Annotated in this window: 23 protein-coding genes and 1 pseudogene; 10 read left to right on the top strand and 14 right to left on the bottom strand. The window is 55.4% G+C overall.

The features are described 5' to 3' along the window. Window positions 1-3: 3 nt before the first annotated feature. From JZ655_RS16300 to JZ655_RS16290, 3 genes and pseudogenes are all read right to left on the bottom strand, one after another. Window positions 4-1,161 (bottom strand): DnaJ-like cysteine-rich domain-containing protein, encoded by a 1,158-nt coding sequence (locus JZ655_RS16300; protein WP_207292296.1) that lies wholly within the window; start codon window positions 1,159-1,161, stop codon window positions 4-6. 360 nt (window positions 1,162-1,521) lie between these two features. After that, a pseudogene (locus JZ655_RS16295) lies at window positions 1,522-1,881 on the bottom strand (Fic/DOC family protein); the annotation flags it as partial. 323 nt (window positions 1,882-2,204) lie between these two features. Next, the gene (locus JZ655_RS16290; protein ID WP_040074270.1) at window positions 2,205-2,435 is read right to left on the bottom strand and encodes a SymE family type I addiction module toxin; all 231 of its coding nucleotides are present in this window, start codon (window positions 2,433-2,435) and stop codon (window positions 2,205-2,207) included. A 184-nt stretch (window positions 2,436-2,619) separates the two neighbouring features. On the opposite strand from JZ655_RS16290, the gene JZ655_RS16285 reads away from it, so the two are divergent. After that, window positions 2,620-2,964, top strand: coding sequence for a nitrous oxide-stimulated promoter family protein (locus JZ655_RS16285; protein ID WP_040074271.1), 345 nt, complete (start codon window positions 2,620-2,622; stop codon window positions 2,962-2,964). A gap of 3 nt (window positions 2,965-2,967) precedes the next feature. Here the strand turns inward: JZ655_RS16285 and JZ655_RS16280 are convergent, their stop codons facing one another. From JZ655_RS16280 to ascF, 6 genes are all read right to left on the bottom strand, one after another. Then, window positions 2,968-4,188 carry an MDR family MFS transporter gene (locus JZ655_RS16280; protein WP_233800749.1) on the bottom strand — a complete coding sequence of 407 codons (1,221 nt, stop codon included), beginning with the start codon at window positions 4,186-4,188 and terminating at the stop codon, window positions 2,968-2,970. A gap of 14 nt (window positions 4,189-4,202) precedes the next feature. Further along, window positions 4,203-4,964: a siderophore ABC transporter ATP-binding protein EitC gene (gene eitC / locus JZ655_RS16275; RefSeq protein ID WP_207292294.1), complete on the bottom strand. Its 762-nt coding sequence runs from the start codon at window positions 4,962-4,964 to the stop codon at window positions 4,203-4,205. Then, on the bottom strand, window positions 4,964-6,001 hold the full coding sequence (locus tag JZ655_RS16270) for a FecCD family ABC transporter permease (protein WP_046886142.1): 1,038 nt from the start codon (window positions 5,999-6,001) through the stop codon (window positions 4,964-4,966). The genes eitC and JZ655_RS16270 overlap by 1 nt, the downstream gene beginning before the upstream one ends. Next, window positions 6,001-6,999 (bottom strand): siderophore ABC transporter substrate-binding protein EitA, encoded by a 999-nt coding sequence (gene eitA / locus JZ655_RS16265; RefSeq protein WP_207292293.1) that lies wholly within the window; start codon window positions 6,997-6,999, stop codon window positions 6,001-6,003. Before eitA ends, JZ655_RS16270 begins: the two co-directional genes overlap by 1 nt. 206 nt (window positions 7,000-7,205) lie before the next feature. Continuing rightward, window positions 7,206-8,630, bottom strand: coding sequence for a 6-phospho-beta-glucosidase (locus JZ655_RS16260; RefSeq protein WP_040078404.1), 1,425 nt, complete (start codon window positions 8,628-8,630; stop codon window positions 7,206-7,208). 19 nt (window positions 8,631-8,649) lie between these two features. Next, window positions 8,650-10,101: a PTS cellobiose/arbutin/salicin transporter subunit IIBC gene (gene ascF / locus JZ655_RS16255; RefSeq protein WP_207292292.1), complete on the bottom strand. Its 1,452-nt coding sequence runs from the start codon at window positions 10,099-10,101 to the stop codon at window positions 8,650-8,652. A 242-nt stretch (window positions 10,102-10,343) separates the two neighbouring features. On the opposite strand from ascF, the gene JZ655_RS16250 reads away from it, so the two are divergent. Then, complete coding sequence (locus tag JZ655_RS16250) at window positions 10,344-11,357, top strand: LacI family DNA-binding transcriptional regulator (protein WP_040074278.1); 1,014 nt, start codon at window positions 10,344-10,346, stop codon at window positions 11,355-11,357. Here JZ655_RS16250 and JZ655_RS16245 read toward each other — a convergent pair. The 4 genes from JZ655_RS16245 to norV form a co-directional block, all read right to left on the bottom strand. Continuing rightward, window positions 11,354-13,003, bottom strand: a complete 1,650-nt coding sequence (locus JZ655_RS16245) for an SgrR family transcriptional regulator (RefSeq protein ID WP_207292291.1) — start codon at window positions 13,001-13,003, stop codon at window positions 11,354-11,356. The genes JZ655_RS16250 and JZ655_RS16245 overlap by 4 nt on opposite strands. 129 nt (window positions 13,004-13,132) lie before the next feature. Next, a complete protein-coding gene (locus JZ655_RS16240; RefSeq protein ID WP_207292290.1) occupies window positions 13,133-13,291 on the bottom strand; it encodes a hypothetical protein in 159 nt (52 codons plus the stop codon). A 163-nt stretch (window positions 13,292-13,454) separates the two neighbouring features. Continuing rightward, on the bottom strand, window positions 13,455-14,588 hold the full coding sequence (gene norW / locus JZ655_RS16235) for an NADH:flavorubredoxin reductase NorW (RefSeq protein ID WP_207292289.1): 1,134 nt from the start codon (window positions 14,586-14,588) through the stop codon (window positions 13,455-13,457). Beyond that, window positions 14,585-16,030 (bottom strand): anaerobic nitric oxide reductase flavorubredoxin, encoded by a 1,446-nt coding sequence (gene norV / locus JZ655_RS16230; RefSeq protein ID WP_207292288.1) that lies wholly within the window; start codon window positions 16,028-16,030, stop codon window positions 14,585-14,587. Before norV ends, norW begins: the two co-directional genes overlap by 4 nt. Window positions 16,031-16,220: 190 nt before the next feature. Here norV and norR point away from each other — a divergent pair, with 190 nt between their 5' ends. After that, window positions 16,221-17,735, top strand: a complete 1,515-nt coding sequence (norR, locus tag JZ655_RS16225; protein ID WP_207292287.1) for a nitric oxide reductase transcriptional regulator NorR — start codon at window positions 16,221-16,223, stop codon at window positions 17,733-17,735. Here norR and gutQ read toward each other — a convergent pair. Next, window positions 17,732-18,697: an arabinose-5-phosphate isomerase GutQ gene (gene gutQ, locus JZ655_RS16220; protein WP_040074283.1), complete on the bottom strand. Its 966-nt coding sequence runs from the start codon at window positions 18,695-18,697 to the stop codon at window positions 17,732-17,734. The two genes, norR and gutQ, sit on opposite strands and share 4 nt — an antisense overlap. A 192-nt stretch (window positions 18,698-18,889) precedes the next feature. On the opposite strand from gutQ, the gene mltB reads away from it, so the two are divergent. The 7 genes from mltB to recX all read left to right on the top strand — a co-directional run bounded on the left by mltB (window position 18,890) and on the right by recX (window position 24,969). Continuing rightward, complete coding sequence (gene mltB / locus JZ655_RS16215; RefSeq protein ID WP_046886138.1) at window positions 18,890-19,990, top strand: lytic murein transglycosylase B; 1,101 nt, start codon at window positions 18,890-18,892, stop codon at window positions 19,988-19,990. 233 nt (window positions 19,991-20,223) lie between these two features. Further along, the gene (locus JZ655_RS16210; protein ID WP_207292286.1) at window positions 20,224-20,877 is read left to right on the top strand and encodes a metal ABC transporter ATP-binding protein; all 654 of its coding nucleotides are present in this window, start codon (window positions 20,224-20,226) and stop codon (window positions 20,875-20,877) included. Continuing rightward, on the top strand, window positions 20,874-21,734 hold the full coding sequence (locus JZ655_RS16205) for a metal ABC transporter permease (RefSeq protein ID WP_207292285.1): 861 nt from the start codon (window positions 20,874-20,876) through the stop codon (window positions 21,732-21,734). The genes JZ655_RS16210 and JZ655_RS16205 overlap by 4 nt, the downstream gene beginning before the upstream one ends. Window positions 21,735-21,748: 14 nt before the next feature. Beyond that, window positions 21,749-22,627, top strand: a complete 879-nt coding sequence (locus tag JZ655_RS16200) for a metal ABC transporter substrate-binding protein (protein WP_207293864.1) — start codon at window positions 21,749-21,751, stop codon at window positions 22,625-22,627. Window positions 22,628-22,755: 128 nt separating this feature from the next. After that, window positions 22,756-23,253, top strand: coding sequence for a nicotinamide-nucleotide amidase (gene pncC / locus JZ655_RS16195; protein WP_046886163.1), 498 nt, complete (start codon window positions 22,756-22,758; stop codon window positions 23,251-23,253). An 89-nt stretch (window positions 23,254-23,342) separates the two neighbouring features. Then, window positions 23,343-24,401, top strand: coding sequence for a recombinase RecA (gene recA, locus JZ655_RS16190; protein WP_040074288.1), 1,059 nt, complete (start codon window positions 23,343-23,345; stop codon window positions 24,399-24,401). A 67-nt stretch (window positions 24,402-24,468) separates the two neighbouring features. Continuing rightward, a complete protein-coding gene (gene recX / locus JZ655_RS16185) occupies window positions 24,469-24,969 on the top strand; it encodes a recombination regulator RecX (RefSeq protein ID WP_040074289.1) in 501 nt (166 codons plus the stop codon). Window positions 24,970-25,090 lie beyond the last annotated feature (121 nt).

The following is a 25,090-nucleotide window of genomic DNA, read 5'->3' as shown; positions in this document are numbered from 1 at the left end:
AAATTATTCGACGGCGGTATCTCCGTCGTCGGATATACCAAAGGTATCGGATAACGCAATCAATATTTCAGATTCATTTCCTTTAGATAAAAGCTTGTTCCATGCGCCAATCGTTTTTCCGTGAAAACGAGTGTTATGAACTCGTGTTTTGAATTCTTCAATTTGTGGATGAACTATCCTATCCATTTTTGCAAAATTTGTATCTAACCGGTATGGGTATCTTGCAATTAATGTTCTAAGCATTTCTTGATATTCTGGTGTGGGGCTATATTCTTGAGCATGAGGTTGCCAAGATGCAACTAACTGCTGTGCTTCAATAAATTGTTCCTGAGTACCTTGAAACTTATATCCATTAGTATTAGTTTGTTGCAGGTTTCCTGTCCTTAATGTTGTATCTTCCGGTTCTAGAACAATATAGTCCGGTGGACGATGATAATGTAGATCTCGTGCTCTTGCGACGGACATTGCTGAAACTATTACTATATCAATTACCTTTGGTTTCCCAAAAATAAGATACTCTGGTAGCCATGCTAACATTGCTACATAAGTTTGATCCTCAGAAAAATGATTTTGACTATCCTTAAATCTGGCCGTTATCTCCGTAGCTAAAGGAAACCATGCTTTAATTTCAAATCCTGGCGTAGGAGTTATTTCATCGCTAACAAAAATTGTATCAGGGAAACCAGGGTCTTGACGAACCCAATGTCCTAATTCAGCATATGTGTCCTGTGAGTTGAGGTAGTCGCAAGTATGAAACTCAATTAGATTACCGACGATAGGTGATAGTTTCGATATTATTTTTGCAAGGTTTACAGCTGCATCAGGAGAAACTGGTTTTGATACTGTAATTACATCAAACTCCCGGCTTTCAAGGTTCAATAACTGTTCAGTAGCAATGTTAATTATATCAGAAGTTTTCATTGTTTCTAATCCATCAATATATTTTGAATCGTCAGGTAATGCGGTAGGTGAATATATTTCTCCCAATCCAAAGCAAGCGGGACACACTTGCTCATACTCACCATCACCGTAACAAGTGTGGCATTGGCCAAAAGGTTTTCCTTCCTTTGGCTCTCGACCAGTGCCAGAGCAGTTCTGACAGTCAAAAATCCCTTCTCCTTTACCACGACATTTGCGACATCTTTCAAATCCCATCGCCACGATCTTCCTTTTCAGTTTTCATTCAAGTTCAGTAACTGATTTCTTTGTAACTGCTGGGATTATAATCGTTTCATCATGATGACAGAAGCTATAGTTAGGGCTTTAAAATGTTAACTTCGTCAATAGATTACATCAGAAAAGTGATACTCCAGATATGGTCATCAAGAGCTTGTAGGGGTAGAGAGGGCTTGGTGATCAATGACAGTAACAAAGAACATACCGCTTATGTTAAATCTTCTCGTTCAGGCATTAAGAATTCTGTGGCGCACCATCGTTTGTAGAATTTAGTAAGTCATCAGCTAGCTCCGGAGCTTCGTTCAAAAAGCTCTCGCATCTTCGTCTTGCTTGGCTTAGTTATCCTTCATCTTTGCCGCTACAGAGTGCAAGGTATTTCGTGTTGTATTCGTTCAGCAGTTTTGGCAACTGCGCTGAGGGCGCAAACATAAAGCCGCCTTTGCTGATATTAACCGCTCTTTCTTGTCCAGCCCACTCGTAGATGTTACCTAACCAGCGGCGATGCCAGCTTTTTAGCATGGCTACGCTGAGCAGCCCTTCCGGGAACTGTTCTTCAAAAACAGACTGGTAGAGTTGTTCTAACAGGACAAGTTCAGCCTCATCCATCTCATCAGAAGTAGCGATCCCCAGCTTATTAGCCAAAACTTGTTCGCCAGAGTCTTTCTCATACTGGCCTTCACTGCTGGATACATGGTATCGGCTCATGGCGATGCCCTGTGTTATTAGAGAGATGGAAAACAGAGGGATTATAACGCTGGTGAGTACCGCAAACAATATTCGTAAAATCAGATGGTTACAAAGGTGTAGGTTAAAATGTAGTTTTTATAATTTGATGGAAAATTATCGTTAACAATCAGCATTAACACACCAATGCATCATCGGGGTGTGAGCGTCTAAGTTGTCGGTAGTGGTCATGGAGTGATGATGTCCATTTCTTTGAAAATAGTACGATTTAAGCGACGCAATGGTCATGAATTAAGGCTATTGTCGCATGAAAAAATGACCTCGCGCAGCAAAATGTGGCCCCTTTAGGCCGAGTTTTCGTTCATCAGCTCAATCACAATTTTGCCCTGCTCAACGCTAAGCTGCACCCGGGAGTGGGTTTTGAAACCTGCCGCTTCCAGCCAGTCGCCTTTCAGGTTCAGCGCGGCGTGCAGACTGTATCCTTTCGGCACTTTGGTCCGACGATCTTCGTGACGTCTGCGATAAGAACTTACGGTTAAATGACGAGACGGTTTTACAGTATTCAGTTCAGTCATTGCGGACTCCTTTCCTGGTCCTGAAGAAGAAAAAACACCTGTATAAAATGCCAGTAAAATCACCCAATGACAAACGCAGAGCTGCGAGACTGCTTCCAAAAACGGGATGCAAAAAATGAAATCAGGCTGAAACGCATAGCATGAAGAGGTATCATAGATGCAACTTATAAACAGGTATGCTCACATGTCCGGAAAACGCATTACGCGCGAAAAAGAGACCATCCGCAAAATGATTGCGCTCTATGAGGCGCAATGCCCTCAGGCTGTAAGCGAAGAGGGGCATTATCAGGCGCTGAATGCCTATGCGGACAAGCGTCTTGATAAATGTATTTTCGGTGAAGAAAAACCGGCCTGTAAACAGTGCCCTGTGCACTGCTATCAGCCGGCGAAACGGGAAGAGATGAAACAGGTCATGCGCTGGGCCGGGCCGCGCATGCTCTGGCGTCACCCGATTTTGACCGTACGCCACCTCATCGATGACCGCCGTCCTGTCCCGCCGCTGCCCGAAAAGTACCGCCCCAAAAAGTAGCGCTTAGCGTCGCACCGGCCGGCAGATAAATATCATCGCCACGGCGCTGCAGAGTGGGAAACAGGCCAGTTGCAGCCAGGGATAGACCGCCTGGGGCGACGGGGTAAGGGCGTAATCGAGCTGGCTGCCCAGCAACAAGTTCCCTGCCAGCACGGCGCATCCCCCTGCGGTGGCGAGCGCGCCATAGTGCGCCCCCAGCGTCGACTCGCTGGCAAACCACGGAATGATATCTTTAGCCGCAGGCACCAGCAGCATCTGTCCGAAAGTCAGTAGGGTAACGAAACAGGCCGCCGGCAGAAGACGCAGCCAGCCATCGGCCGGAGGATGGCTGGCAAACAGAGCCACACTCACGAAAGAAGCGGCCAGCACGGCAAAGCCGACGGGCAGAATGCGCACCGCACCGGCCCGGCGGGCAACGCGTGCCAGGGGTAGCTGGAAAACGATAATGAGCACGGAGGCCAGCATAAACAGCGGGCCAAGATCTTTCTCGCTGCCGCCGGCTCTCTGAATCTCCACCGGGAGCGCCAGGTAGAGCTGGTTATAGCTTAAAAGCCAGGCGCTGTAAGCGATGATAAAGGCGACAAAGCGTGGCTGCCGGAAGGTGGTCCACCAGGGTGTGATGTGTAACGGTTTTTTCTGCGCGGAGGTGGGCAGGCAAAAGTGCAGCACCATCAGTGCCACTACAAAGACCCCTGCGCCCGCCAGCGCAATCTGGCGAAAACCGATCCCCGCCAGCAGTGCGCCGGCTACGGGTCCGAGCACAGCACCCAACTCACCGCAAACCGCAAACAGTGCGAACCACTCAGCACGGCTGCGTTTGCCTTCCGCTTCGCTACGCGTGCCCGCTTTGGCCAGCAGGGCTTCTATGGAAGGGGAGAAGAGCGCACCGCCAATGCCCGTCAGACAGGCACCGAGGATTATCGCCCCGAGGGAGTCACCCAGCGCCAGCAGCAAGTAACCCGCCACCCGCACCAGGCAGCCGCAAAGGATAACGCTACGCGCGCCAAAGCGGTCAGAGAGGGCACCGCCTACGATAAACATCCCCTGCTGGGAGAAGGTGCGTAACCCCAGGACAAGACCAATCAGCCCGCCGGAGAGCTGCATGTCATCGCGCAGGAAGATCGCCAGAAAGGGGACAACGGCGTAAAAGCCGATGTTGAACACAAACTGGCTGCCCAGTAAAACCGGCGGCCAGAGTTGTGTTGCCGGGCGCAAAGAGAGCATGAGCTTACCTGGCATCAGACGAGGAAATGGATATGTTTCTTGCCATGAAATGGCGATATTTCAATTTTCGTCTTCACGCGGAACACGTCCCACAGCAGATCTTCGGTGAGGATCGCCTGGGGTGAGCCGGTGGCAATAATCTGCCCTTTCTGCATAACAATCAGCGCATCGCAAAACATCGAGGCATGATTAAGATCGTGGATCGCCACAATGCTGGTGACCGGCAGTTCACTGATCAACTGCATCAACTGCATTTGATGGTGAATATCCAGGTGATTGGTGGGTTCATCAAGCAGGATCTCGCTGGGGGTTTGCGCCAGCGCCCGGGCAATATGCACACGCTGCCGTTCACCACCGGAGAGGCTTAACCAGCCCTGGGTGCTTTTTTCCAGCATATCCACCCGCTCCAGCGCCGCGTTCACGGTGGCATCATCGTGGCTGCTCCAGCCGGAAAACGCCGTATGGTGCGGAATACGCCCGAGTTTAACGACGTCACGTACCTGCATGTTGGCGTCGGTCATGCCGTGCTGTTCAACAAAAGCGACGCGCCGCGCCAGCTGCTTTTTATTGATACGTGCAATGTTATTGCCATCCAGAGCAACGGTGCCTGCGTGAGGGCGGCGAAGCCCGGCAAGCACGCGCAGCAGAGAGGATTTGCCCGAGCCATTTGGCCCCAGCAGGCCGACCGTCTGCCCCGGCGTGACCCGGAGCGAGACGTTATTAACGATGACCTTTTTGCCTACCTTCCAGGTAATGTTATCGGCGGTGATACTCATCACTTATTCCTTGAACGGTAGATAATGACGGCGAAGAAGGGTACCCCCACCAGGGCCGTGACGACACCCACCGGCAGGCTTTGCGGCGCAATCAGCATGCGGGAGGCGATATCGGCCAGCACCATCAGAATCGCCCCGGCCAGCGCACTGGCAATCAGAAGCGTACGGTGCAGGGGCCCAAAGAAGTAGCGCATCATATGGGGTACCACCAGCCCAACGAAACCGATCGAGCCTGCCATACTAACGATGGTGGCGGTAATCAGCGCGGTGACGGTAAACAAGAGCAAACGGACTTGCGGTACGGCGATCCCCAGCGATGCGGCGGCATCGTCGCCAAAGGTAAAGGCATCCAGCGCACGGGAGTAATAGAGACAAATCGCCAGCCCCAGCAATACCACGACTAATACCAGCTGGAATTCCGGCCAGCGCACGCCACTAAAACTGCCGAGCAACCAGAACATTACATCGCGTGCCTGCTGAGCGCTGGCGGAGGTGCTGATGGTGTATGCCGTGATGGCGTTAAACAACTGAGAGGCCGCGACCCCGGCCAGTATCGTGCGCTCATTGCCGCCACGCGCGCCGTTAGTCAGAAAGGCGACAAAGGCAAAGGCTGAAAAGGCGCCGGCAAATGCACCTGCCGAGAGGGTGACGGCCCCGGAGCCAATCCCGAGAACCACGACCGATACCGCCCCGGTGGAAGCCCCGGCAGAGACGCCAAGCACGTAGGGCTCGGCGAGGGCGTTTTTCAGCAAGCTTTGCAGCACGGCACCGCAGATAGCCAGCCCGGCACCGCAGCACGCTGCTACCAGAGCGCGGCTAAGACGGAAATCCCAGATCACGCTCTCGTAGATACGGTTCAGGGGAACGTCGGTCAGCCCGGCTTTGTTAGCAATCGCGTAGTAGACGGTTTGCAGGGGAATAGAGAGCTCACCCACGCTTACGCCCAGCGCAATCACCAGCAATAAAAGCACAACAGCCAGCACGGACGAGGTGGTAAGCAGCAGGCCTTGTCGACGTTGTTGCACCACTGCAGTCATCAATTCAGCCCCAGCTTTCTGAGCTGCTCACCCACCTGCTCAGCACCGTAAATCGTGCGGATGGTAGGGTTCATCGCCTGGCCGTCCATAACGACGATATGCCCTTTTTTCACGGCGTCGAGCTGGCTGACGGCCGGATCGCTTTTCAGGAATTTAATCTTCTCTTGCGCGCTATCCAGCGCCCAACGGTTGCGATCAAGGCTAGAAACAACAATCACGTCCGGGTTGGCAGCAATAATGCTTTCCCAGCCCACGGTCGGCCATTCCGTTTCAGAGGTGATGGCATTATGGCCACCCAGCACATTGGCGATAAAGCCGGACGCGCTATTTTTACCGCCGACATAGGCATCAGAGGAGGGGGAGGAGCTGGAGAACCAGAAGACGAGCGAAAGGTCTTTTTTATTTTTGCTGAACTCAGTGCGCAGATCGGCTTCGCGTTTTTTGAAGTCGGCAATCAGCGCCTGGCCTCGATCTTCTACGTTGAAGATTTTTGCGAAGTCTTCGATCTCTTTATAAAGGAAGGTCATGTCCCAGAGTTTCTGACGGCTGCCGTACATATCACCAATGTCTTTTTTGGTAGCGCACATGCCGGGTGACATATAGCTGTTAACGCCTACTGTCTGCAGGTCTTCACGTTTGGCAACTTTACTCTCTGGCCCCAGCAGCAGCGGAAGCTGTGCCGGTACGAAGTCCGGATTCTGGGCGAGGACAGATTCGAGACCCGGGATTTCGACTGTCAGCGTTTTGATTTTTTCGTTTTTCGCCGCCAGTTCCGGCAGGACTTTGGTTGGCCAGAAAGCGCTGGCTACGACGTGATCCTCTAATCCCAACAACAGCAAAATTTCAACGGTATTCTGGCCCAGGGCGACGACGCGTTCCGGTGCTTTTGTAAACGTCTCTTTATAGCCGCAGTTCTCAATCGTCAGCGGATAAGTGGTCGCAAAGGCGGAGCCCGCAGTGGCGAGGAACAATCCTACTGCGCTGATGATGTTTTTCATGGAACGCTATCCTTCATTAATTTTATGTTGCGCTGCCCTGGTGGTGAGCAAGATGTAAATGAAACTCATTATTATGGCGAAGCTTTATACAATGTAATATATTTGGTGTCAATGAATGACAATAACGCTATGAAATCATTGGGTATTGTAAGGGCGGAAGGGGCGAGGCGAAACAGCCGGGCGCACAGGTCGCCCGGTCGGGGAGGTTAGTCTAAATCGGCACCGTTGCTGGCGATGACTTTTTTATACCACCAGAACGATTTCTTGCGTTTACGATCGAGCGTGCCGTTGCCGGCGTCGTCGCGATCGACATAGATAAAGCCGTAGCGTTTGCTCATCTCACCGGTAGAGGCCGCCACCAGATCGATACAGCCCCAACTGGTGTAGCCCATCAGCGGAATGCCGTCTTCAATGGCATCGCCCATTGCGCGGATATGCTCGCGCAGATAGCTGATGCGATAGTCATCGTTAATCTCGCCGTTGGCGTCAACTTCATCCTTCGCACCGAGGCCGTTTTCCACCAGGAAAAGCGGCTTCTGGTAGCGGTCATACATCATGTTCATGGTAATACGCAAACCCAGCGGGTCGATGCCCCAGCCCCATTCGCTGACTTCGATGTGCGGATTTCGCAGAGATTTAACGATATTGGCCGCGCTGGTGTTATTGGCATTCATGTCGGCGGAAGCACAACGTGAGGCGTAATAGCTGAACGAGACGAAATCCACAGTGTTTTTCAGCAGTTCGTCGTCACCAGGGTCTTTAACAATGACCACTCCCTTTTCGCGGAACACGCGGGCGGAGTAGGCCGGGTAGCTGCCGCGCGCCTGTACGTCAATGAAAAAGAGATTTTCACGATCCTTTTCCAGCGCCATCCACACGTCTTCTGGCTTGCACGAGTAGGGGTAGAAGTTACCGCCTGCCAGCATGCAGCCAACCTGGTTTTCCGGGTTTACCTCATGCGCAATTTTGGTTGCCAGCGCGCTCGCCACCAGCTCGTGGTGGGCAGCCTGGTACTTCACCTGATCTTCGTTTTCGCCCTCTTCAAACACCAGTCCTGCGCCGGAGAACGGGCTGTGCAGCATGATGTTAATTTCATTGAAGGTGAGCCAGTATTTCACCAGACCGTTAAACTCTTCGAAACAGGTCCGGGCGTAGCGGGCGAAGAACTCGACCATTTTACGGTTACGCCATGATCCATATTCCGTTACCAGGTGCATCGGTACATCAAAATGACACAGGGTAACCAGCGGCTCGATGTTGTGCTTTTTGCACTCTTCAAATACCGCACGGTAGAAGGCAATTCCTTCCTGATTGGGTAAAGGTTCATCGCCATTAGGATAGAGGCGGCTCCAGGCAATCGAGGTGCGGAACACCGTAAAGCCCATCTCCGCCATCAGAGCGATATCTTCTTTATAGCGATGGTAAAAATCGATCGCGTTGTGGCTTGGGTAAAATTCATCCTCACGTAGCGCGAAGCGTTTTTCCTTGCCGACTTTCACCGCCAGTCGGTTGGCGCCGTGGGGGATCATGTCAACGGTGGTCAGCCCCTTTCCGCCTTCACGGTAAGCCCCTTCACTCTGGTTGGCGGCCAGTGCGCCGCCCCATAAAAATCCTTTTGGAAAAACTGACATTTTTACCTCGCTATTCACATTATGCTCGTGCTTTTGTTGCCTGCACCGGCGCAGTCTGCAGGGCGCGTGCTTTTTCGGCTTCGTCTTCTACCGGGATATCCTCAAAGCCGAGGAGCAACGTCAGCACAAAGGAGAGTACGACGGCCAGCGCCATCACGCCAAAGACCCAGACGATAGTCATTGGGTTGGCCGGATCAAAGAACTGCACGCTGGTAAACAGTCCTGGAGCGGCCATGGAGTGACTGGCAAGACCTGCGATACCGGCCACGGCGCCACAGATAAAGCCGCTGATCAGACTGGCGATTAACGGACGTTTCAGTCGCACCGCCACGCCATAGAGCGCCGGCTCAGAAATACCGGCCATGATGGCAGAGGCCGCGGCCGCCAGCGCCGTCTGGCGCAATTCCGGGTTTTTGGTCTTCCAGGCCACCGCCAGCGACGACCCGCCCAGCGACAGGTTGGCGCCGATTTCAGACGGCATTACCATCCCCTCTTTCCCGGTTTCGGCAATGGTTTGAATGATCGTTGGCGTAAAGACGCGGTGCATACCGGTCATAACCAACAGAGGCCACAGCGCACCCATAATGGCTACGGACAGCCAGCCCAGATAATCATGGATGGTGTACACCAGCGCAGAGATGGCGGTACCGATCCAGATCCCCAGCGGCCCAATCAGCACAATGGCGAGCGGGGCGGCAATCAGCACGATCAGCATCGGTTTCAGGAAGTTTTTCGTTACCGCCGGGGTAATGCGATCTACCCAGCGTTCGATGTACGAGAGACACCAGGTCATGACCAGCGCCGGGATCACCGTATAGGTATATTTCACCGCCGTCACCGGAATAAAGGCGAACTCGACATGCTCACCCTGGGCGGCTTTGGCCATCAGCTCAATAAAGCTCGGGTGTACCAGCACGCCCGCGATGGCTATCGCCAGCGACATGTTGGTTTTGAATTTCACGGCCGCCGAGGCTGCCACCATTAGCGGCAGGAAGAAGAACGCGCCGTCACCAATCACCGTCAGGATGGTGAGGGTTGGAGCGCCCTTCGGTAACGCGCCGGTCATCTCCAGGATCATTGCCAGCAGCTTAACCATTGAACCACCGATGATCGCCGGGATCAGCGGTGACATCGTGCCGATCAGCGCGTCGAGGATCCCGGCGCCAATGCGGCGTAAGGTCAATTTTTGCGGGCCCTGCGGCGCAGCCGGCTGTAAATCGGTCGGCAGCATGCTCACCACCTCGCGGTAGGCCTGCGAAACGGTATTGCCGATGATCACCTGGCACTGATTATCGTTACGTACCACACCCAGAACACCGCTGATTGTCTTCAGCGTTGCGCTATCAATGGCACTCTCGTCTTTCACAACGAAGCGCAAACGCGTCATGCAGTGGGTGACGGCGGTGATGTTATCTTTGCCGCCGAGCGCGCTGACTACGGCATTCGCCAGCGCAGCATAGTTTTTGGCCATCGGGTTATATCCTGTTTTAACTGTAAGGTACGTCTTCATCGAACAGCGGGATGAGACTTAGATAGGAAACCGGTTCCACAAAATCATGAAGAGTTTCACATGATCAAACAAGATCGCATTTTGCCCATTTTTTATATTCGTGATGATGATCACCAATCAGGGTGACAAGTGTGATATTCCCGCTGCGACAATTTAATCGCCGTGAAGTACACTGCCGCTCATTAGATTGAGAGGGAAAAGTGATGACCACGATGCTGGAAGTGGCGAAGCGGGCAGGGGTTTCGAAGGCGACGGTTTCCCGGGTGCTTTCGGGCAACGGTTACGTAAGCCAGGAGACAAAAGACCGCGTGTTTCAGGCCATTGACGAGAGTGGCTATCGCCCCAATTTACTGGCGCGAAACCTCGCGACCAAACGCACGCAAACCCTGGGGCTGGTGGTAACTAACACCCTCTATCATGGTGTCTACTTCAGCGAGCTGTTGTTCCATGCCGCGCGAATGACCGAGGAGCGCGGGCGGCAGCTCATCCTGGCCGATGGCAAACACAGCGCGGAAGAGGAGCGTGAGGCGATTCAGTATCTGCTGGATATGCGCTGCGACGCGATCATTATTTATCCGCGTTTTCTCAGCGTCGATGAGATGGATGCCATTATCCAGGATCACAGCCAGCCGGTGATGGTGCTTAACCGTCGCCTGCGTAAAAACAGCAGCCATTGCGTTTGGTCCGATCACATTGCCTCCAGCGAGGCCGCGGTGACGCAGCTTATCAAGCTGGGTCATCGCGATATCGCCTTTATCACCGGCTCGCTGGACTCCCCAACCGGAATCGAACGTCTGAGTGGCTACAAAGCGGCGCTGGCCCAGCATCAGATCCCGCTGCGTGAGTCGTTGATTGTAGAGGGTAAATGGAACCCGGCGAGCGGCGCGGCGGGGGTTTCAACGTTGCTGGCTCGCGGTGAGACCTTCAGCGCACTGGTAGCCAGTAATGATGATATGGCGATTGGTGCCATCAAGCAGCTGCACGAGAGTGGGATCGCCACCCCGGCGGCGGTCTCGGTCATTGGTTTCGATGACGTTGCCATCGCCCCTTATATCGTTCCGTCACTCTCCAGCGTCCGGGTGCCGGTCACGGAAATGATTAAAGAGACCATCAGCAGGCTGATCTTTATGCTCGATGGCGGCGATTTCACCTCACAGCAAAACTTTGCCGGCGAGCTGATATTGCGTGACTCGGTGGTGGCCGGGCCGCATCGCTAGCCTGCAGGCGGGGGAAGCCAGGCGCGGGTGAAATCGAGCCAGCCCCCTGCGGTTAAGACCATATCCTGCACATTTTCCAGGGCGTTGATTTGATAGCGATAGTGGAAAAGCGGCGTACAGGTTCCCTCGTCAAAAATCTGTTGAAATAGGGGCGCCAGTTGAGCGTTAAAGTGGGCTTCGCTGTCGCACATCTGCATAAGCTGCTGCTTCTTTTTCTGCCAGCGCGCCACGCCTAACGCGGTCTGCCAGGCGGGCTCGTAAATCAACCACTCCCCCAGCGCAAACCCGGCGTTTTCCCTCGCCAGATAATCCCCCAATAGCAGGTCGGCGTCGGCCAGCACATCCGGCTGATGCCAGCCATCACGGTCTCGCCATTCGATCTGCAACAGGCAACCGTGCCGCATCAAGTGTTGTCGCCATTTTTCTGCCAGCTCCCGCAGTTCGGGCGTGTGATAACACACCAGTTTCAGATGGGCTGGCAGCGGGCAGGCTGCCGGTTCCGGCGGTTCTTTCACGTGCAGGCCGGGCAGAATGTCGCTGCGGATCTGCAGGTCGCTGCGGGAGGCAAAGCAGCGCTGGTTAAGGCTTATCGCCTGGTGACGTAAGGCGGCGGCAAGCGCTTTGGGCAGTGCGCTAGTGACCATCAGCCAGGCAAAGCCGCTGCTGGTGGAGGTTACCGCCTCCCGGGTTGTATTGCCCTTGCCCACGGTAATCCACGCCGGTTTCTCCAGCATTGAGCCGGTGCGCCAGAACTCTATCGCATGCAGTAGCGGGTGATGGCCAAAGTACCAGGGCTGACGTTCCAGCCGCAAATAATGTGAATGATGGCGGGCAATGGCAAAGGGGCCCGCGCCGATCTCGGGCTGGCGTGGATGGGGTAACCGGCAGACCGGATGCGCCAGCCGCTGTGGTAACAGCGCATCGGCGCGAGTGAGCTCGATTTCCAGACACCAGGGGGCCACCCGCGTAAGCGAGGCGATATGCTGCAACCCGACATTACGCGTCGGGTCGGCCAGCAGCTGCCGCATCGCCGTCAGGATATCGTCGTCGGTAATAGGCTGGCCGTTGTGCCAGTGCGCGCCGCTACGCAGATAGAAATGCCAGCGCCGTTCCCCATCAAGAGAAGCATAGTGGTGTGCCAGATCGCCTATAGGGTGCGGTTGACCGGGTTCATTGCGGGTTAAGCCTGCATGTACCGCACAGATAATATGTTGTTCTGCGCGACGGCGTTGCAGTGCCGGATGCAGGGAGGTGAGGGGACGGTACCAGGGAATACGCAGCGTCGGCTGGTGCTTCAGCCATTTACCGCCCAGAAAGGGGGTAATGATGTGATGCAGGCTGGCGGGATCGCCATCGGCCAACTGCAGGGCGCTTTGGTAGTCACCCTTTTCCAGGCTGGCGCGCATCAGCGGAGCGCTCAGTTCGCTGGTGGTGCGCAGGCAGTGCAGCGTGGCGCGGTGGCCGCGTCCGGGCTGCGCCTCCCAGCGTAGCCAGCCGTTTTCCGCCAGCTGGCGTAACAGGGTGCGCGCATGCCGTTCACTGCAAACCGCCACCTCCGCGACTTCGGCAAGGGTCGTTTGCCTGGGCGAAGAGCCGTAATGCAGAGAGAGCCGCTGATACTGACGAATTTTTTGTAACAGGCGCATGGCTTTGATCGGCATCTAATGAGGTGTGTTGAGAGTGTAAGGGCTTTTCAGGAAGAAATAGGGTGGAGTTGATCAACCTGTTCCGCTTTTTGCAATAAAGCCTTTGAAAGCGTCACAACCCGGTTCGGGTCAGGATTTTTTCTCGCCGAGCGGCAGCATAAGCTCGCGTAGCCGTTCCATGCGCTGCGACGGGGTAAGATAGAGCCAGCGCCACAGCACGGGTTCGGCGGGCTGAACCTTCCTGAACCACCGCTCCAGATAAGCCAGATCCTGTTTGAGGTTTGTCATGTCACGCTCTCCCGCCGTTGAATACCGCTTCAGGTTAAGCAGGATAGGCGGCATAAAACAGGGTGAGGTTTTGCGGTTGTTCCGCATTTAGACAGAAAAAAGCCCCGGGACATCGGGGCTGCGGATAAAAGATCCAAAGGTTAAGTAAGAGTGGCAGAGAGGGTTAAGCGGGCAGAGATTTCAGCAGGGCAAAGGCCTCCTTCATGCGATCTTCGCTGACCACGAAGGCGCGTAGCTGTCCCTCGCTGTCAGCGCCTTTAGCCACCATGCCCTGTGGTTCGATGGTGATTTGCCAGTTAAGATCCTGACGCTGGGTTTCGCCTGCAAGGTGCAGGGGCAGTTCAGGCGTTTTCACCTTCACCAGCATCGCGGGTAATTTCAGGGGCGCGCTGCCCCCGAGCAGGTTTTTCGCCAGATACATCGCGCTAAGCTGTATCGGCTGCAGGAAGGGCAGAAGCTGGCCGTTGATCTCAGCGCAGTCGCCCAGCGCATAGATGTCGGGCTGCGTGGTTTGCAGGTAACTGTCGACCTTCACGCCACGGTTTGCCTCCGCTCCCGCGCGGTGCGCCAGCGCCGTTTCCGGACGCAACCCTGTGGCGGCAATCACCACATCAATATCTACGTTGCGGTTGCGATCGAGGGTGGCGCGAATGCCGGTTTCGGTACGGGTCAGGCTTTGCAGCTGAGATTTCAGCAGCAGGTGTACGCCCATATCGGTTAAACGGTGCTGTAAGCGACTGCTGACTTCGGCGGGTATCAGCGCCGACAGAATGCTGGCCGCGTGATCGACCAGCGTGACGGCTTTACCCGCCCGACAAAAGTCCATCGCCAGCTCGGTGCCAATCAGGCCGCCGCCAACAATCATTACGCGCTGCGCGTCGCGAAGCCACGTTTCGCTGGCCTGGTACTCCTGCTGGCTGTTCAGCGTAATCATCAGCTCGCGGCCTTCAACCGGCGGCACAAAAGCGGAGGCGCCCGTGGCCAGCACCAGTTTGTCGTACTGCCAGGTATGATCTTTCGCTTTCACGACGTGCGCAGCGGCGTCGATATCGGTGACCCAGGTATAGGGGAACAGGCGCAGGTTGTACTGTTCCGCGAACTCCCCCGCCGTCTGGCGGGTGAGATCTTCGGCACGCTGATTCTGGCTAATGACGTGGCTTAAATCAGGTTTGTTGTACTCGTCCATGCTGTCGGCAGCAATCACCGTCAGCGGAACGCTGGGATCCTGTTTGCGGATATTTTTCACCAGCTGGCGGGCGGCAAAGCCCGAGCCGATGATCACGATTCCGTTATTCATTTTGCCTCCGATGCCAGTTCGTCAAAGACGTCTTTACCCAGCGAACATTCCGGGCAGAGGAAGTTGTCTGGTACGTCACTCCACGGCGTGCCCGGCGCAACATCCTGCAGCGGCTCGCCCAGTTCCGGGTCATAAATCCACTGGCAGACGCTGCACTGCATGCGCGGGCCGAGATCGGCAGAAGCGGCGGCACAGCTGCTGGCAGGCTGTGGTTCGGCCGGTTTTGCTGTGGCTTCCGGCAGCGGAGCGAGCGCCCACTGACGGGCGATATCGCGACCGTGCTGGCGGCAGATTTCCAGTGCGTCGATGTCCGGGCGCCATTTGGCTTTCAGGCTCATGGACATTTCGAAACCGGCATCCTGCAGGCGGGTAGAGAGACGGTCAACCGCGCCGCCGCTCCAGCCGTGGGAGCCAAAGGCGCTGGCGCGTTTATTACGGAAACGCAGGCCGGTCATCTCCTCCACGAGGCCCGCGATTTTTGGCATCATCACGTTGTTCATGGTGGAGGTACCCACCAGCACGCCTTTGGAGCGGAAGGTATTGGTCAGGATTTCGTTTTTATCGCTGCGAGCCACGTTGAAAATTTTCACCGCCACGTTCGGATCCACTTCGTTGATCCCCTGGGCAATGGCGTCTGCCATCATGCGGGTGTTGTTGGACATGGTGTCGTAGAAGATAGTGATGCGGTCTTCCTGGTAATCCGCCGCCCATTTCAGGTACAGCTCGACAATCTGGGTGGGATTTTCACGCCATACCACGCCGTGGGAGGTGGCAATCATATCCACCGGCAGGTTAAAGCCGAGGATCTCGGTAATTTTTGGCGTCACCAGACGGCTGAATGGCGTAAGAATGTTGGCGTAGTAGCGCTGGCACTGTTCGAACAGCTCGGTCTGGTCCACTTCGTCGTTGAACAGACGTTCATCGCAGTAGTGCTGGCCGAAGGCGTCGTTACTGAACAGTACCGCGTCGCCGGTCATGTAAGTCATCATGCTGTCCGGCCAGTGCAGCATTGGCGTTTCCACGAAGATCAGCTGTTTGCCGTTACCGATATCCAGGGTATCGCCGGTTTTCACGGTGTGGAAATTCCACTCCGGATGGTGGTGATGACCGTTAATCGAGTCGATTGCGTTGGTGGTGCAGTAGATTGGCGTGTTCGGAATATGGGACATCAGCTCGGTCAGTGCCCCGGCGTGGTCCTCTTCCGCGTGGTTAATGATGATGTAGTCGATAGTCTCCAAATCAATTTCGCTACGCAGGTTCTGCACGAACTCGCGGCTGAATTTATGATCGACGGTATCAATCAGGACATTTTTGCCTTCACGAATGAGATAGCTGTTATAGCTGCTGCCGCGCAGCGTTTTGTATTCCGTTCCGTGAAAATCACGCACTTCCCAATCACGTTGACCAACCCAATGAATGTTATTTTTAACCAGAATAGACATAGCAACCTCGATAATTAAATGCGGCATGTTTAAAAAAGATGTATTGCCTATATCAAGATGCGTGCCAGTTTTTTAATTTATTGATTTTAATGGTTTTAGTAAATAATAACCCACAATGGGTAGTCATAATGACTATCTAAAATATTGTCAATATGACATTATGAATTGTCAAAATGACAACGAGGCAGATATGAGCTTTTCCGTAGACGTGCTGGCGAAAATCGCTATCGAGTTGCAAACCGGTATCGGTCATCAGGACCGTTTTCAACGCTTAATTTCGACCCTGCGTCACGTACTGGCCTGTGATGCCTCGGCGCTGCTGCGCTATGAAGGGCGGCAGTTTATACCGTTGGCTATCGATGGACTGGCGCAGGATGTTTTGGGGCGGCGCTTCTCGCTTGAAGGCCACCCGCGGCTTGAAACCATCGCCCGTGCCGGGGATGTGGTGCGCTTTCCCGCAGACAGCGATCTGCCCGATCCCTACGATGGCCTCATCCCGGGGCAGGAGAGCCTGAAGGTGCATGCCTGCATCGGCCTGCCGCTGTTTGCCGGGCAAAATCTGATAGGGGCGCTCACCCTCGACGGTATGTCGCCTGACCAGTTCGATACCTTCAGTGATGAGGAGTTGCGGTTGATTGCCGCGCTGGCCGCCGGGGCGCTGAACAATGCGCTGCTGATTGAACAGCTGGAGAGCCAGAATATGTTGCCCGGTAGCCCGGCGGCATTTGAGCCCGTGGCGCATACCGAGATGATTGGCCTCTCGCCGGGGATGATACAGCTCAAAAAAGAGATCGACATCGTGGCGGCATCTGACCTGAACGTATTGATCTTTGGCGAGACCGGTACTGGCAAAGAGCTGGTCGCGAAGGGGATCCACGAGGCTTCGCCGCGCGCGGTCAACCCGCTGGTCTATCTCAATTGCGCCGCACTGCCAGAAAGCGTGGCGGAGAGTGAACTCTTTGGGCATGTGAAAGGGGCATTTACCGGGGCTATCAGCAACCGTAGCGGTAAGTTTGAAATGGCCGACAACGGCACGCTGTTTCTTGATGAAATTGGTGAGCTATCGTTATCGTTGCAGGCCAAGCTGCTGCGCGTGTTGCAGTATGGCGATATCCAGCGGGTGGGGGATGACCGCAGCCTGCGCGTCAATGTGCGCGTTTTGGCGGCTACCAACCGCGATCTGCGCGAGGAGGTGCTGGCCGGTAATTTCCGCGCCGATCTTTTCCATCGCCTGAGCGTATTTCCACTCTCCGTGCCGCCGTTACGTGAGCGTGGCGAAGATGTGGCGCTGCTGGCGGGCTTTTTCTGCGAGCAGTGTCGTCTGAAAATGGGTCTTGCTCGCGTCGTGCTAAGCCCTGCCGCCCGTTCACATCTGTTGAGTTACGGTTGGCCCGGCAACGTGCGCGAACTGGAACATGCTATTCACCGGGCGGTAGTACTGGCGCGGGCTGCGCGCCATGGCGATGAGGTGGTGATTCAGCCCGGCCATTTTGCCCTGCAGGATGACACCCCCCTGGCGGTGACAGCGGATGCCCCGGCACCGGGGAAAGAAAACCTTCGTGAAGCGACAGAAGATTTTCAACGGCAGATGATTACCCGCGCGCTGGAACAGAACAACCGCAGTTGGGCGGCAAGCGCGCGGGCGCTGGAAACCGACGTGGCCAACCTGCACCGGCTGGCAAAACGTCTGGGGCTGAAGGGCTAGATAATTCCGGCCTGATAGAAGTCCTGAAGGTTGATGGCACCGCAGAGCTTGCCGTGCTCATCCACCACCGGGGCGGCGGCGATCTTACGCTTCAGTAGTACCTCTTTGGCCTCAATGGCCCGGCTGTCGGCGTTCAACGTCTGGCCGCCGGGCGTCATTGCCTCGCTGACGATGGCCTGCAGCGTGCCGCCGCCTACCAGCCAGCGGCGCAGATCGCCGTCGGTAAAGACGCCTTTCACCTGCTCGCGCTCATCACATACCGCAACCAGACCCAGCCCGGTACGGCTCAGTTCAAGCATTGCATCCATCACGCTGGTGGTGAGTTTCACCTGCGGGATGGCATCGCCGGTGCGCATCAGATGGTGCACTTTATTAAGCAGACGCGCACCCAGGGCACCCGCCGGATGGGAGCGCGCAAAGTCTTCCTCATTAAAGCCACGTGCCTGCATCACTGCCATGGCCAGCGCATCGCCCATCATCAGCGTATTCACGGTGCTGGAGGTGGGGGCCAGGTGCATTGGGCAGGCTTCGCGCTCGACTGAGATATCCAGCACCGCTTTGGCGGCCAGCGCTAGCGGGGAACGGGTTTTGCCGGTCATCGCCAGCAGGTCGACCGATTTTTCCTGCAGGCGTGGGATGATCAGATCCAGCTCTTTGGCCGAGCCAGAGTAAGAGATGAACAGCAGCACGTCACGGCTTTCAATCATGCCCAAATCTCCGTGCAGCGCCTCTGCTGCGTGGACGAAAAAGGCTGGCGTGCCGGTGCTGGCGAGGGTGGCCGCAATCTTCTTGCCGATATGGCCTGATTTACCAATACCCGAGACAATCACTTTGCCTTCGCAGTGGATAAGCGTATTTGCCGCACAGACAAACTCCTCCCCCAGCCTTTCAGGCAGGCGACTGGCCTCCTGTAGCTCCAGCATCAGGGTTTGACGGCCTGCATTTAACAGAAAATCACTCATGTTTCTCTCCGTTTACGATCCTTCCCGCGCCCCTGCCACAGCAGAAGGGGCGGCCTATCATAAAGCATTCACCCTGGGGCATTCATGGATAAAAATGAAAGATTTTGCTGGCGACCACAGAACCGCTTCCTTGTGGTGTCGGGGATGCTTTACCATACTTGCCACTTATCGAATTCGTTCAATGGATGTGCCATGTTTAAGCGTCGTTATGCAGCGCTGTTACCTGCGCTGATTATGCTGGCTGCCTGCAGCAGCAAACCAAAAACAGAGGAAGTTCAGCAGACGGCTGGTGCCCCTTCCGGTGGCTTCTTACTTGAGCCGCAACACAATGTGATGCAAATGGGTGGCGACTTCGCCAACAACCCGGCGGCTCAACAGTTCATCGATAAAATGGTGAGCAAACACGGCTTTAATAAACAGCAGTTGCAGGAGATCCTGTCGCAGGCGAAACGTCTGGATTACGTGCTGCGCCTGATGGACCGACAGGCACCGACAGCTCAGGTGCCGACCGGACCAAACGGGGCATGGCTGCGTTATCGCAAGCAGTTTATCACCCCAGATAATGTGCAAAATGGCGTTGCCTTCTGGAATCAACATGAAGAGACCCTTAACCGCGCCTGGCAGGTGTATGGCGTGCCGCCGGAAATTATCGTCGGCATTATTGGCGTGGAGACCCGTTGGGGCCGTGTGATGGGGAAAACGCGCATTCTTGATGCGCTGGCAACGCTCTCCTTCAACTATCCGCGTCGCGCCGAGTATTTCTCTTCTGAACTGGAAACCTTCCTGCTGATGGCCCGCGACGAGCAGGACGATCCGCTGGATCTGAAAGGCTCTTTCGCAGGGGCGATGGGCTATGGCCAGTTTATGCCCTCTTCGTATAAGCAGTACGCGGTAGATTTCAACGGAGACGGCCATATCAATCTGTGGGATCCGGAAGATGCCATCGGCAGCGTGGCGAACTACTTTAAAGAACACGGTTGGGTGAAGGGCGATCCGGTCGCCGTTCAGGCTAACGGGCAGGCCCCGGGGCTGGAAAATGGGTTTAAAACCAAGTACAGCGTATCCCAGCTGGCCGCCGCCGGTTTAATGCCTATGCAGTCGCTGGGTGACCACCAGCAGGCGAGCTTGCTGCGTCTGGATATCGGTACCGGTTATCAATACTGGTATGGTCTGCCAAACTTCTACACCATTACCCGCTATAACCACAGCACCCACTACGCAATGGCCGTGTGGCAACTGGGCCAGGCCGTTGCGCTGGCGCGCGTGCCTGCGGCGTCGCCGTTCAGTCAGTAATCTTTCGCCCCCTCCCCGGCAGGAGAGGGGGCTGTAACATTTATCCACACTCCCGTTAGCCGCCCGGTATTTACAATCACAGCACACCTCTTTATTGTTATGTTATAACATAATTTTATCGGGTGGCTGATGACGCACTCTCTCTTCTCTCTCTCTTCGTTAACGCGCGTGTTGTATGCGCTGACGCTGGTTTTAGCCATCGTCTTCGCGGTGCGCTGGGCGGTAGCACTCCCATGATCGAACTACAACGCCTCGTGGTGGGCTACCACCGCCAGCCCATCACGCGTCCGCTGGATGAGGTGATCCTGCGCGGCAGTATGACCGCCATCACCGGCGCTAACGGCTGCGGCAAATCGACGCTCCTGAAAACGCTGGCAGGATTCCTCCCTCCGGTCAGCGGGACGTTCCGCTGGCAGGAAAAGCGGCCTGTTATCGGTTGGCTTGCCCAGCGACACGAACTGGAGGCGCAATTCCCCCTGACGGTGAAGGATGTCGTAAGCATGGGATGCTGGCCAACCCTCTCGCTGTTTGCCGGAACCGGACAACAGGCGCGTGCGCGTATCGATCATGCGCTGGAGCGGGTAGGGCTGGCGGCGCTGGCAAGCACGGTGATTGACGAACTCTCCGGGGGGCAATTTCAACGCATGCTCTTTGCGCGGGTCATGGTACAGCATGCGCCGCTGGTCATGCTGGATGAACCCTTCACCGGCGTGGATGAAGCGACCAGTCACATATTGATGGAGCTGATACTTGAGATGGCGCAGCAGGGGCGAACCGTGCTGGCGGTGCTTCATGACAGCGAGCGCGTCACGCGCCACTTTTCGCAGGTCCTGCGCCTGGATGCCGCCCCGTCTTTAGAGACCGGCGTTGGGATGAGGGTGGCATGATGTGGCATCTCCTTTTTCAGCCCTTTGTTGAGTATGGCTTTATGCGCCGGGCGCTGGTCGTCTGCCTTGCGTTGTCGGTCAGTACCACGGCGCTGGGGGTCTTTTTACTGCTACGCCGCCTGAGCCTGATGGGGGATGCGCTCTCGCACGCCATTCTGCCGGGCGTGGCGGTGGGCTATCTGCTAAGCGGAATGTCGTTACTGGCAATGAGCGTCGGCGGGTTTATCGCCGGGATAACCGTGGCGCTGGTGGCGGGGCTGGTGAGCCGACGCACGCCGTTAAAAGAGGATGCCAGTTTCGCCGGGTTTTATCTTGGCTCCCTGGCGCTGGGGGTGACGCTGGTGTCGCTGCGCGGTTCAAATGTGGATCTCCTGCACTTGCTATTTGGTTCCATCCTGGCGGTAGACCGTGATGCGGCGCTGTTCGTGGCGGGGGTCTGCATCTTCACCTTATTAACGCTGGCGCTGTTCTATCGCGGGCTGGTTAGCGAGGCATTCGATACGGCCTGGCTGCAGGTGAACGCCCGCTGGCTGCCTGCGCTACTGCACGGTCTCTTTCTGGCGCTGTTAGTGCTCAATCTGGTCGCCGGTTTTCAGGTGCTGGGTACGCTGATGGCGGTGGGGTTGATGATGCTGCCCGCGGTGGCGGCCCGCTGCTGGGCGAGGACGCTGCCCGGATTGCTCCTTTTTGCCGGGGTAAGCGGCATTTTCTGTGCCTGGCTGGGGCTTAGCCTCTCGTGGGCGATCAGCCTACCGGCGGGGCCGGCGATTGTACTTACTGCCAGTGGTCTCTTTTTCTTTTCGATTTTATGTGGCACGCGCAGCAGGCTGGCTCACAGCCTGCGAGCGCTTTTTTAATGCAAGGAGAAATGATGAAACGTACAGGGGTTATGATGGCGCTCGCACTGAGCCTGCTGGCTCAGGGGGTGCAGGCGAAGACGCTGAACGTCGTTGCCAGTTTTTCAATTCTGGGGGATATCACCCAACAGGTCGGGGGCGACCACGTCAAGGTAACGACGCTGGTGGGGCCGGATGGCGATCCTCATACTTTCGAACCGTCACCGAAAGACAGCGCAGCGCTGAGTAAAGCCGACGTGGTGGTTGTGAATGGACTCGGGCTGGAGGGCTGGCTCGATCGGCTGGTGAAGGCGTCTGGTTTTAAAGGCACGCTGGTGGTGGCGTCGGCGGGTGTTCCAACGCACACGCTGGTTGAGGACGGAGAGACCATTACCGATCCGCATGCCTGGAATAGCGCCGCCAACGGTGCGTTGTATGCCCGGAATGTATTGAATGGGCTGATAAAGGCGGATCCCGAAGAAAAGATCGCGCTGGAGGCGGCGGGGAAATCCTATATTACGCAGTTAACAGAGCTCGATAGCTGGGCAAAAGCACGCTTTCAGCCCATCCCAACGGCGAAGCGAAAAGTGCTGACCAGCCATGACGCTTTCGGCTATTTTGGCCGCGCCTATGGGGTCACGTTTATCGCTCCGCAGGGACTATCATCGGAGAGTGAAGCCAGCGCTGCCCAGGTTGCCGCTATCATCACGCAAATTAAAGCCGACGGCGTAAAGACCTGGTTTATGGAGAATCAGCTGGATCCGCGGCTCGTGAAACAGATTGCATCGGCGACCGGCGCACAGCCTGGCGGCGAGCTCTATCCCGAAGCGCTCTCTGCAAAAGGGGGCGTGGCAGACACCTACGTTAAAGCGTTTCGCCACAACGTGGATACTCTCGTCAACAGCATGAAGTGATTCGCTATTCTGCCGATGCCTCTGCATCGGCATTTTCTGAAGCCCCCTCGTAAAAACTTCCCCTCGTCCCCATATCTCTGCTGAAAGTGCTATCTTGTGCTGCACGATTATCTGGAGCCTAAACGATGATGACTGACCATGAACTCATGCAGCTCAGCGAAGAAGTAGGGCGAGCGCTGAAACAGCGCGGCGCAACGCTCACCACAGCAGAATCTTGTACTGGCGGCTGGGTGGCGAAGGTGATTACCGATATCGCCGGTAGCTCCGCCTGGTTTGAACGCGGATTTGTTACCTATAGTAATGAAGCAAAAGCGCAAATGATTGGCGTTCGGGAGCCGACGCTGGAAGAGCATGGCGCAGTGAGCGAACCGGTGGTTATAGAGATGGCAATAGGTGCATTGCGTGCCGCCCGCGCCGATTACGCAATCTCCATTAGCGGCATTGCCGGGCCGGATGGCGGCAGCGATCTTAAGCCGGTCGGCACCGTATGGTTTGGCTTTGCGACGGCGCAGGGCGAGGGGATTACCCGACGCGAATGCTTCACCGGCGACCGGGAAAATGTGCGCCGTCAGGCCACCGAATATGCGTTAAAAACACTCTGGCAACAATTTCTACAAAAGACTTGATACTGTATGACCATACAGTATAATTGCGGCAACGAAACAGAAATCCACGGTGAAGCGCAGTTGCTTCTCCCGGCATGACAGGAGTAATAATGGCTATCGACGAAAACAAACAGAAAGCGTTGGCGGCAGCACTGGGCCAGATCGAAAAGCAATTCGGTAAAGGCTCCATCATGCGCCTGGGTGAAGACCGTTCCATGGATGTTGAAACTATCTCCACCGGTTCGCTTTCTCTGGATATTGCTCTGGGCGCAGGTGGTCTGCCGATGGGGCGTATCGTAGAAATTTACGGTCCAGAATCTTCCGGTAAAACAACCCTGACTCTGCAGGTTGTGGCTGCGGCGCAGCGCGAAGGTAAAACCTGTGCGTTTATCGATGCTGAGCACGCGCTGGATCCGGTATATGCCCGCAAGCTGGGTGTTGATATCGACAACCTGCTCTGTTCTCAGCCGGACACCGGTGAACAGGCTCTGGAAATCTGTGACGCGCTGGCGCGCTCTGGCGCAGTTGACGTCATCATCGTCGACTCCGTTGCGGCACTGACGCCGAAAGCAGAAATCGAAGGCGAAATCGGCGACTCTCACATGGGCCTTGCGGCACGTATGATGAGCCAGGCGATGCGTAAGTTGGCGGGTAACCTGAAGCAGTCCAACACGCTGCTGATCTTCATCAACCAGATCCGTATGAAAATTGGTGTGATGTTCGGTAACCCAGAGACCACCACCGGTGGTAACGCGCTGAAATTCTACGCCTCTGTGCGTCTGGATATTCGCCGTATCGGTGCCGTGAAAGAGGGCGATAACGTCGTCGGTAGCGAAACCCGCGTGAAGGTCGTGAAGAACAAAATCGCCGCGCCGTTCAAGCAGGCTGAGTTCCAGATCATGTACGGCGAAGGTATCAACTTCTTCGGTGAACTGGTTGACCTGGGCGTGAAAGAGAAGCTGATCGAGAAGGCTGGCGCCTGGTACAGCTACAACGGTGACAAGATTGGTCAGGGTAAAGCGAATGCTATCTCCTGGCTGAAAGAGAACCCGGCTGCAGCGAAAGAGATCGAGAAGAAAATCCGTGAACTGCTGCTCAGCAATCAGGATTCTAAACCGGACTTCGCGGTCGATGATGCCGACGTTGAAGAAACCAAAGAAGACTTCTAATCACTTCGTGTAAAAAAAGGGCTGCGATTGCGGCCCTTTTTTGTATTTGTTATTCAGCAGGTTCTCTATGAGCGAATCAACCCCACGACGACCGGCCTACAACCGCTTGCTGGATCGCGCGGTACGCATACTCGGCGTGCGCGACCACAGCGAGCAGGAGTTGCGCCGCAAATTAATGGCACCCGTGATGGGCAAAAAGGGGCCGGAAGAGATCGATGCCAGCGCAGAAGATTACGATCGCGTCATTGCCTGGTGCTATGAACACAACTATCTGGACGACAACCGCTTTATCGCCCGCTTTATTGCCAGCCGCAGCCGCAAAGGTTACGGCCCTCAGCGTATACGCCAGGAGCTGAATCAAAAAGGGATTAACCGTGAAGCCACGGAACGGGCAATGCGCGAGTGCGAAATAGACTGGTGTGAACAGGCGCGAGAGCAGGCCGTACGTAAGTACGGTGAGCCGTTGCCAAAAGAGTTTTCAGAAAAAGTAAAAATCCAGCGCTTCTTGCTCTATCGCGGCTACCTGATGGAAGATATTCAGGATATATGGCGTAATTTTGCCGATTGAGCGCATGCGGGATTTTACTTCCCTTAAAAGAAAACTTATCTTATTCCCACTTTTTCCAGTAGCTGGTCTGTCCAACACAGTGTGTGTCCAGGCTGGTTATGACATTTCGTTAGCTTGATTT

Origin of the sequence: Leclercia pneumoniae, from assembly GCF_017348915.1 — a bacterium.
Classification (GTDB): Bacteria; Pseudomonadota; Gammaproteobacteria; order Enterobacterales; family Enterobacteriaceae; genus Enterobacter; species Enterobacter pneumoniae.
Note: the sequence above shows the minus strand (reverse complement) of the source record. Positions and strands in the feature narration are given on the sequence as shown.

Bases quoted from the DNA above. Each gene is read 5' to 3' on its own strand.
- JZ655_RS16290 (WP_040074270.1), bottom strand. From the start codon at position 2,435: ATGACTGAACTGAATACTGTAAAACCGTCTCGTCATTTAACCGTAAGT.
- JZ655_RS16285 (WP_040074271.1), top strand. From the start codon at position 2,620: ATGTCCGGAAAACGCATTACGCGCGAAAAAGAGACCATCCGCAAAATG.
- JZ655_RS16280 (WP_233800749.1), bottom strand. From the start codon at position 4,188: ATGCTCTCTTTGCGCCCGGCAACACAACTCTGGCCGCCGGTTTTACTG.
- eitC (WP_207292294.1), bottom strand. From the start codon at position 4,964: ATGAGTATCACCGCCGATAACATTACCTGGAAGGTAGGCAAAAAGGTC.
- JZ655_RS16270 (WP_046886142.1), bottom strand. From the start codon at position 6,001: ATGACTGCAGTGGTGCAACAACGTCGACAAGGCCTGCTGCTTACCACC.
- eitA (WP_207292293.1), bottom strand. From the start codon at position 6,999: ATGAAAAACATCATCAGCGCAGTAGGATTGTTCCTCGCCACTGCGGGC.
- JZ655_RS16260 (WP_040078404.1), bottom strand. From the start codon at position 8,630: ATGTCAGTTTTTCCAAAAGGATTTTTATGGGGCGGCGCACTGGCCGCC.
- ascF (WP_207292292.1), bottom strand. From the start codon at position 10,101: ATGGCCAAAAACTATGCTGCGCTGGCGAATGCCGTAGTCAGCGCGCTC.
- JZ655_RS16250 (WP_040074278.1), top strand. From the start codon at position 10,344: ATGACCACGATGCTGGAAGTGGCGAAGCGGGCAGGGGTTTCGAAGGCG.
- JZ655_RS16245 (WP_207292291.1), bottom strand. From the start codon at position 13,003: ATGCGCCTGTTACAAAAAATTCGTCAGTATCAGCGGCTCTCTCTGCAT.
- JZ655_RS16240 (WP_207292290.1), bottom strand. From the start codon at position 13,291: ATGACAAACCTCAAACAGGATCTGGCTTATCTGGAGCGGTGGTTCAGG.
- norW (WP_207292289.1), bottom strand. From the start codon at position 14,588: ATGAATAACGGAATCGTGATCATCGGCTCGGGCTTTGCCGCCCGCCAG.
- norV (WP_207292288.1), bottom strand. From the start codon at position 16,030: ATGTCTATTCTGGTTAAAAATAACATTCATTGGGTTGGTCAACGTGAT.
- norR (WP_207292287.1), top strand. From the start codon at position 16,221: ATGAGCTTTTCCGTAGACGTGCTGGCGAAAATCGCTATCGAGTTGCAA.
- gutQ (WP_040074283.1), bottom strand. From the start codon at position 18,697: ATGAGTGATTTTCTGTTAAATGCAGGCCGTCAAACCCTGATGCTGGAG.
- mltB (WP_046886138.1), top strand. From the start codon at position 18,890: ATGTTTAAGCGTCGTTATGCAGCGCTGTTACCTGCGCTGATTATGCTG.
- JZ655_RS16210 (WP_207292286.1), top strand. From the start codon at position 20,224: ATGATCGAACTACAACGCCTCGTGGTGGGCTACCACCGCCAGCCCATC.
- JZ655_RS16205 (WP_207292285.1), top strand. From the start codon at position 20,874: ATGATGTGGCATCTCCTTTTTCAGCCCTTTGTTGAGTATGGCTTTATG.
- JZ655_RS16200 (WP_207293864.1), top strand. From the start codon at position 21,749: ATGAAACGTACAGGGGTTATGATGGCGCTCGCACTGAGCCTGCTGGCT.
- pncC (WP_046886163.1), top strand. From the start codon at position 22,756: ATGACTGACCATGAACTCATGCAGCTCAGCGAAGAAGTAGGGCGAGCG.
- recA (WP_040074288.1), top strand. From the start codon at position 23,343: ATGGCTATCGACGAAAACAAACAGAAAGCGTTGGCGGCAGCACTGGGC.
- recX (WP_040074289.1), top strand. From the start codon at position 24,469: ATGAGCGAATCAACCCCACGACGACCGGCCTACAACCGCTTGCTGGAT.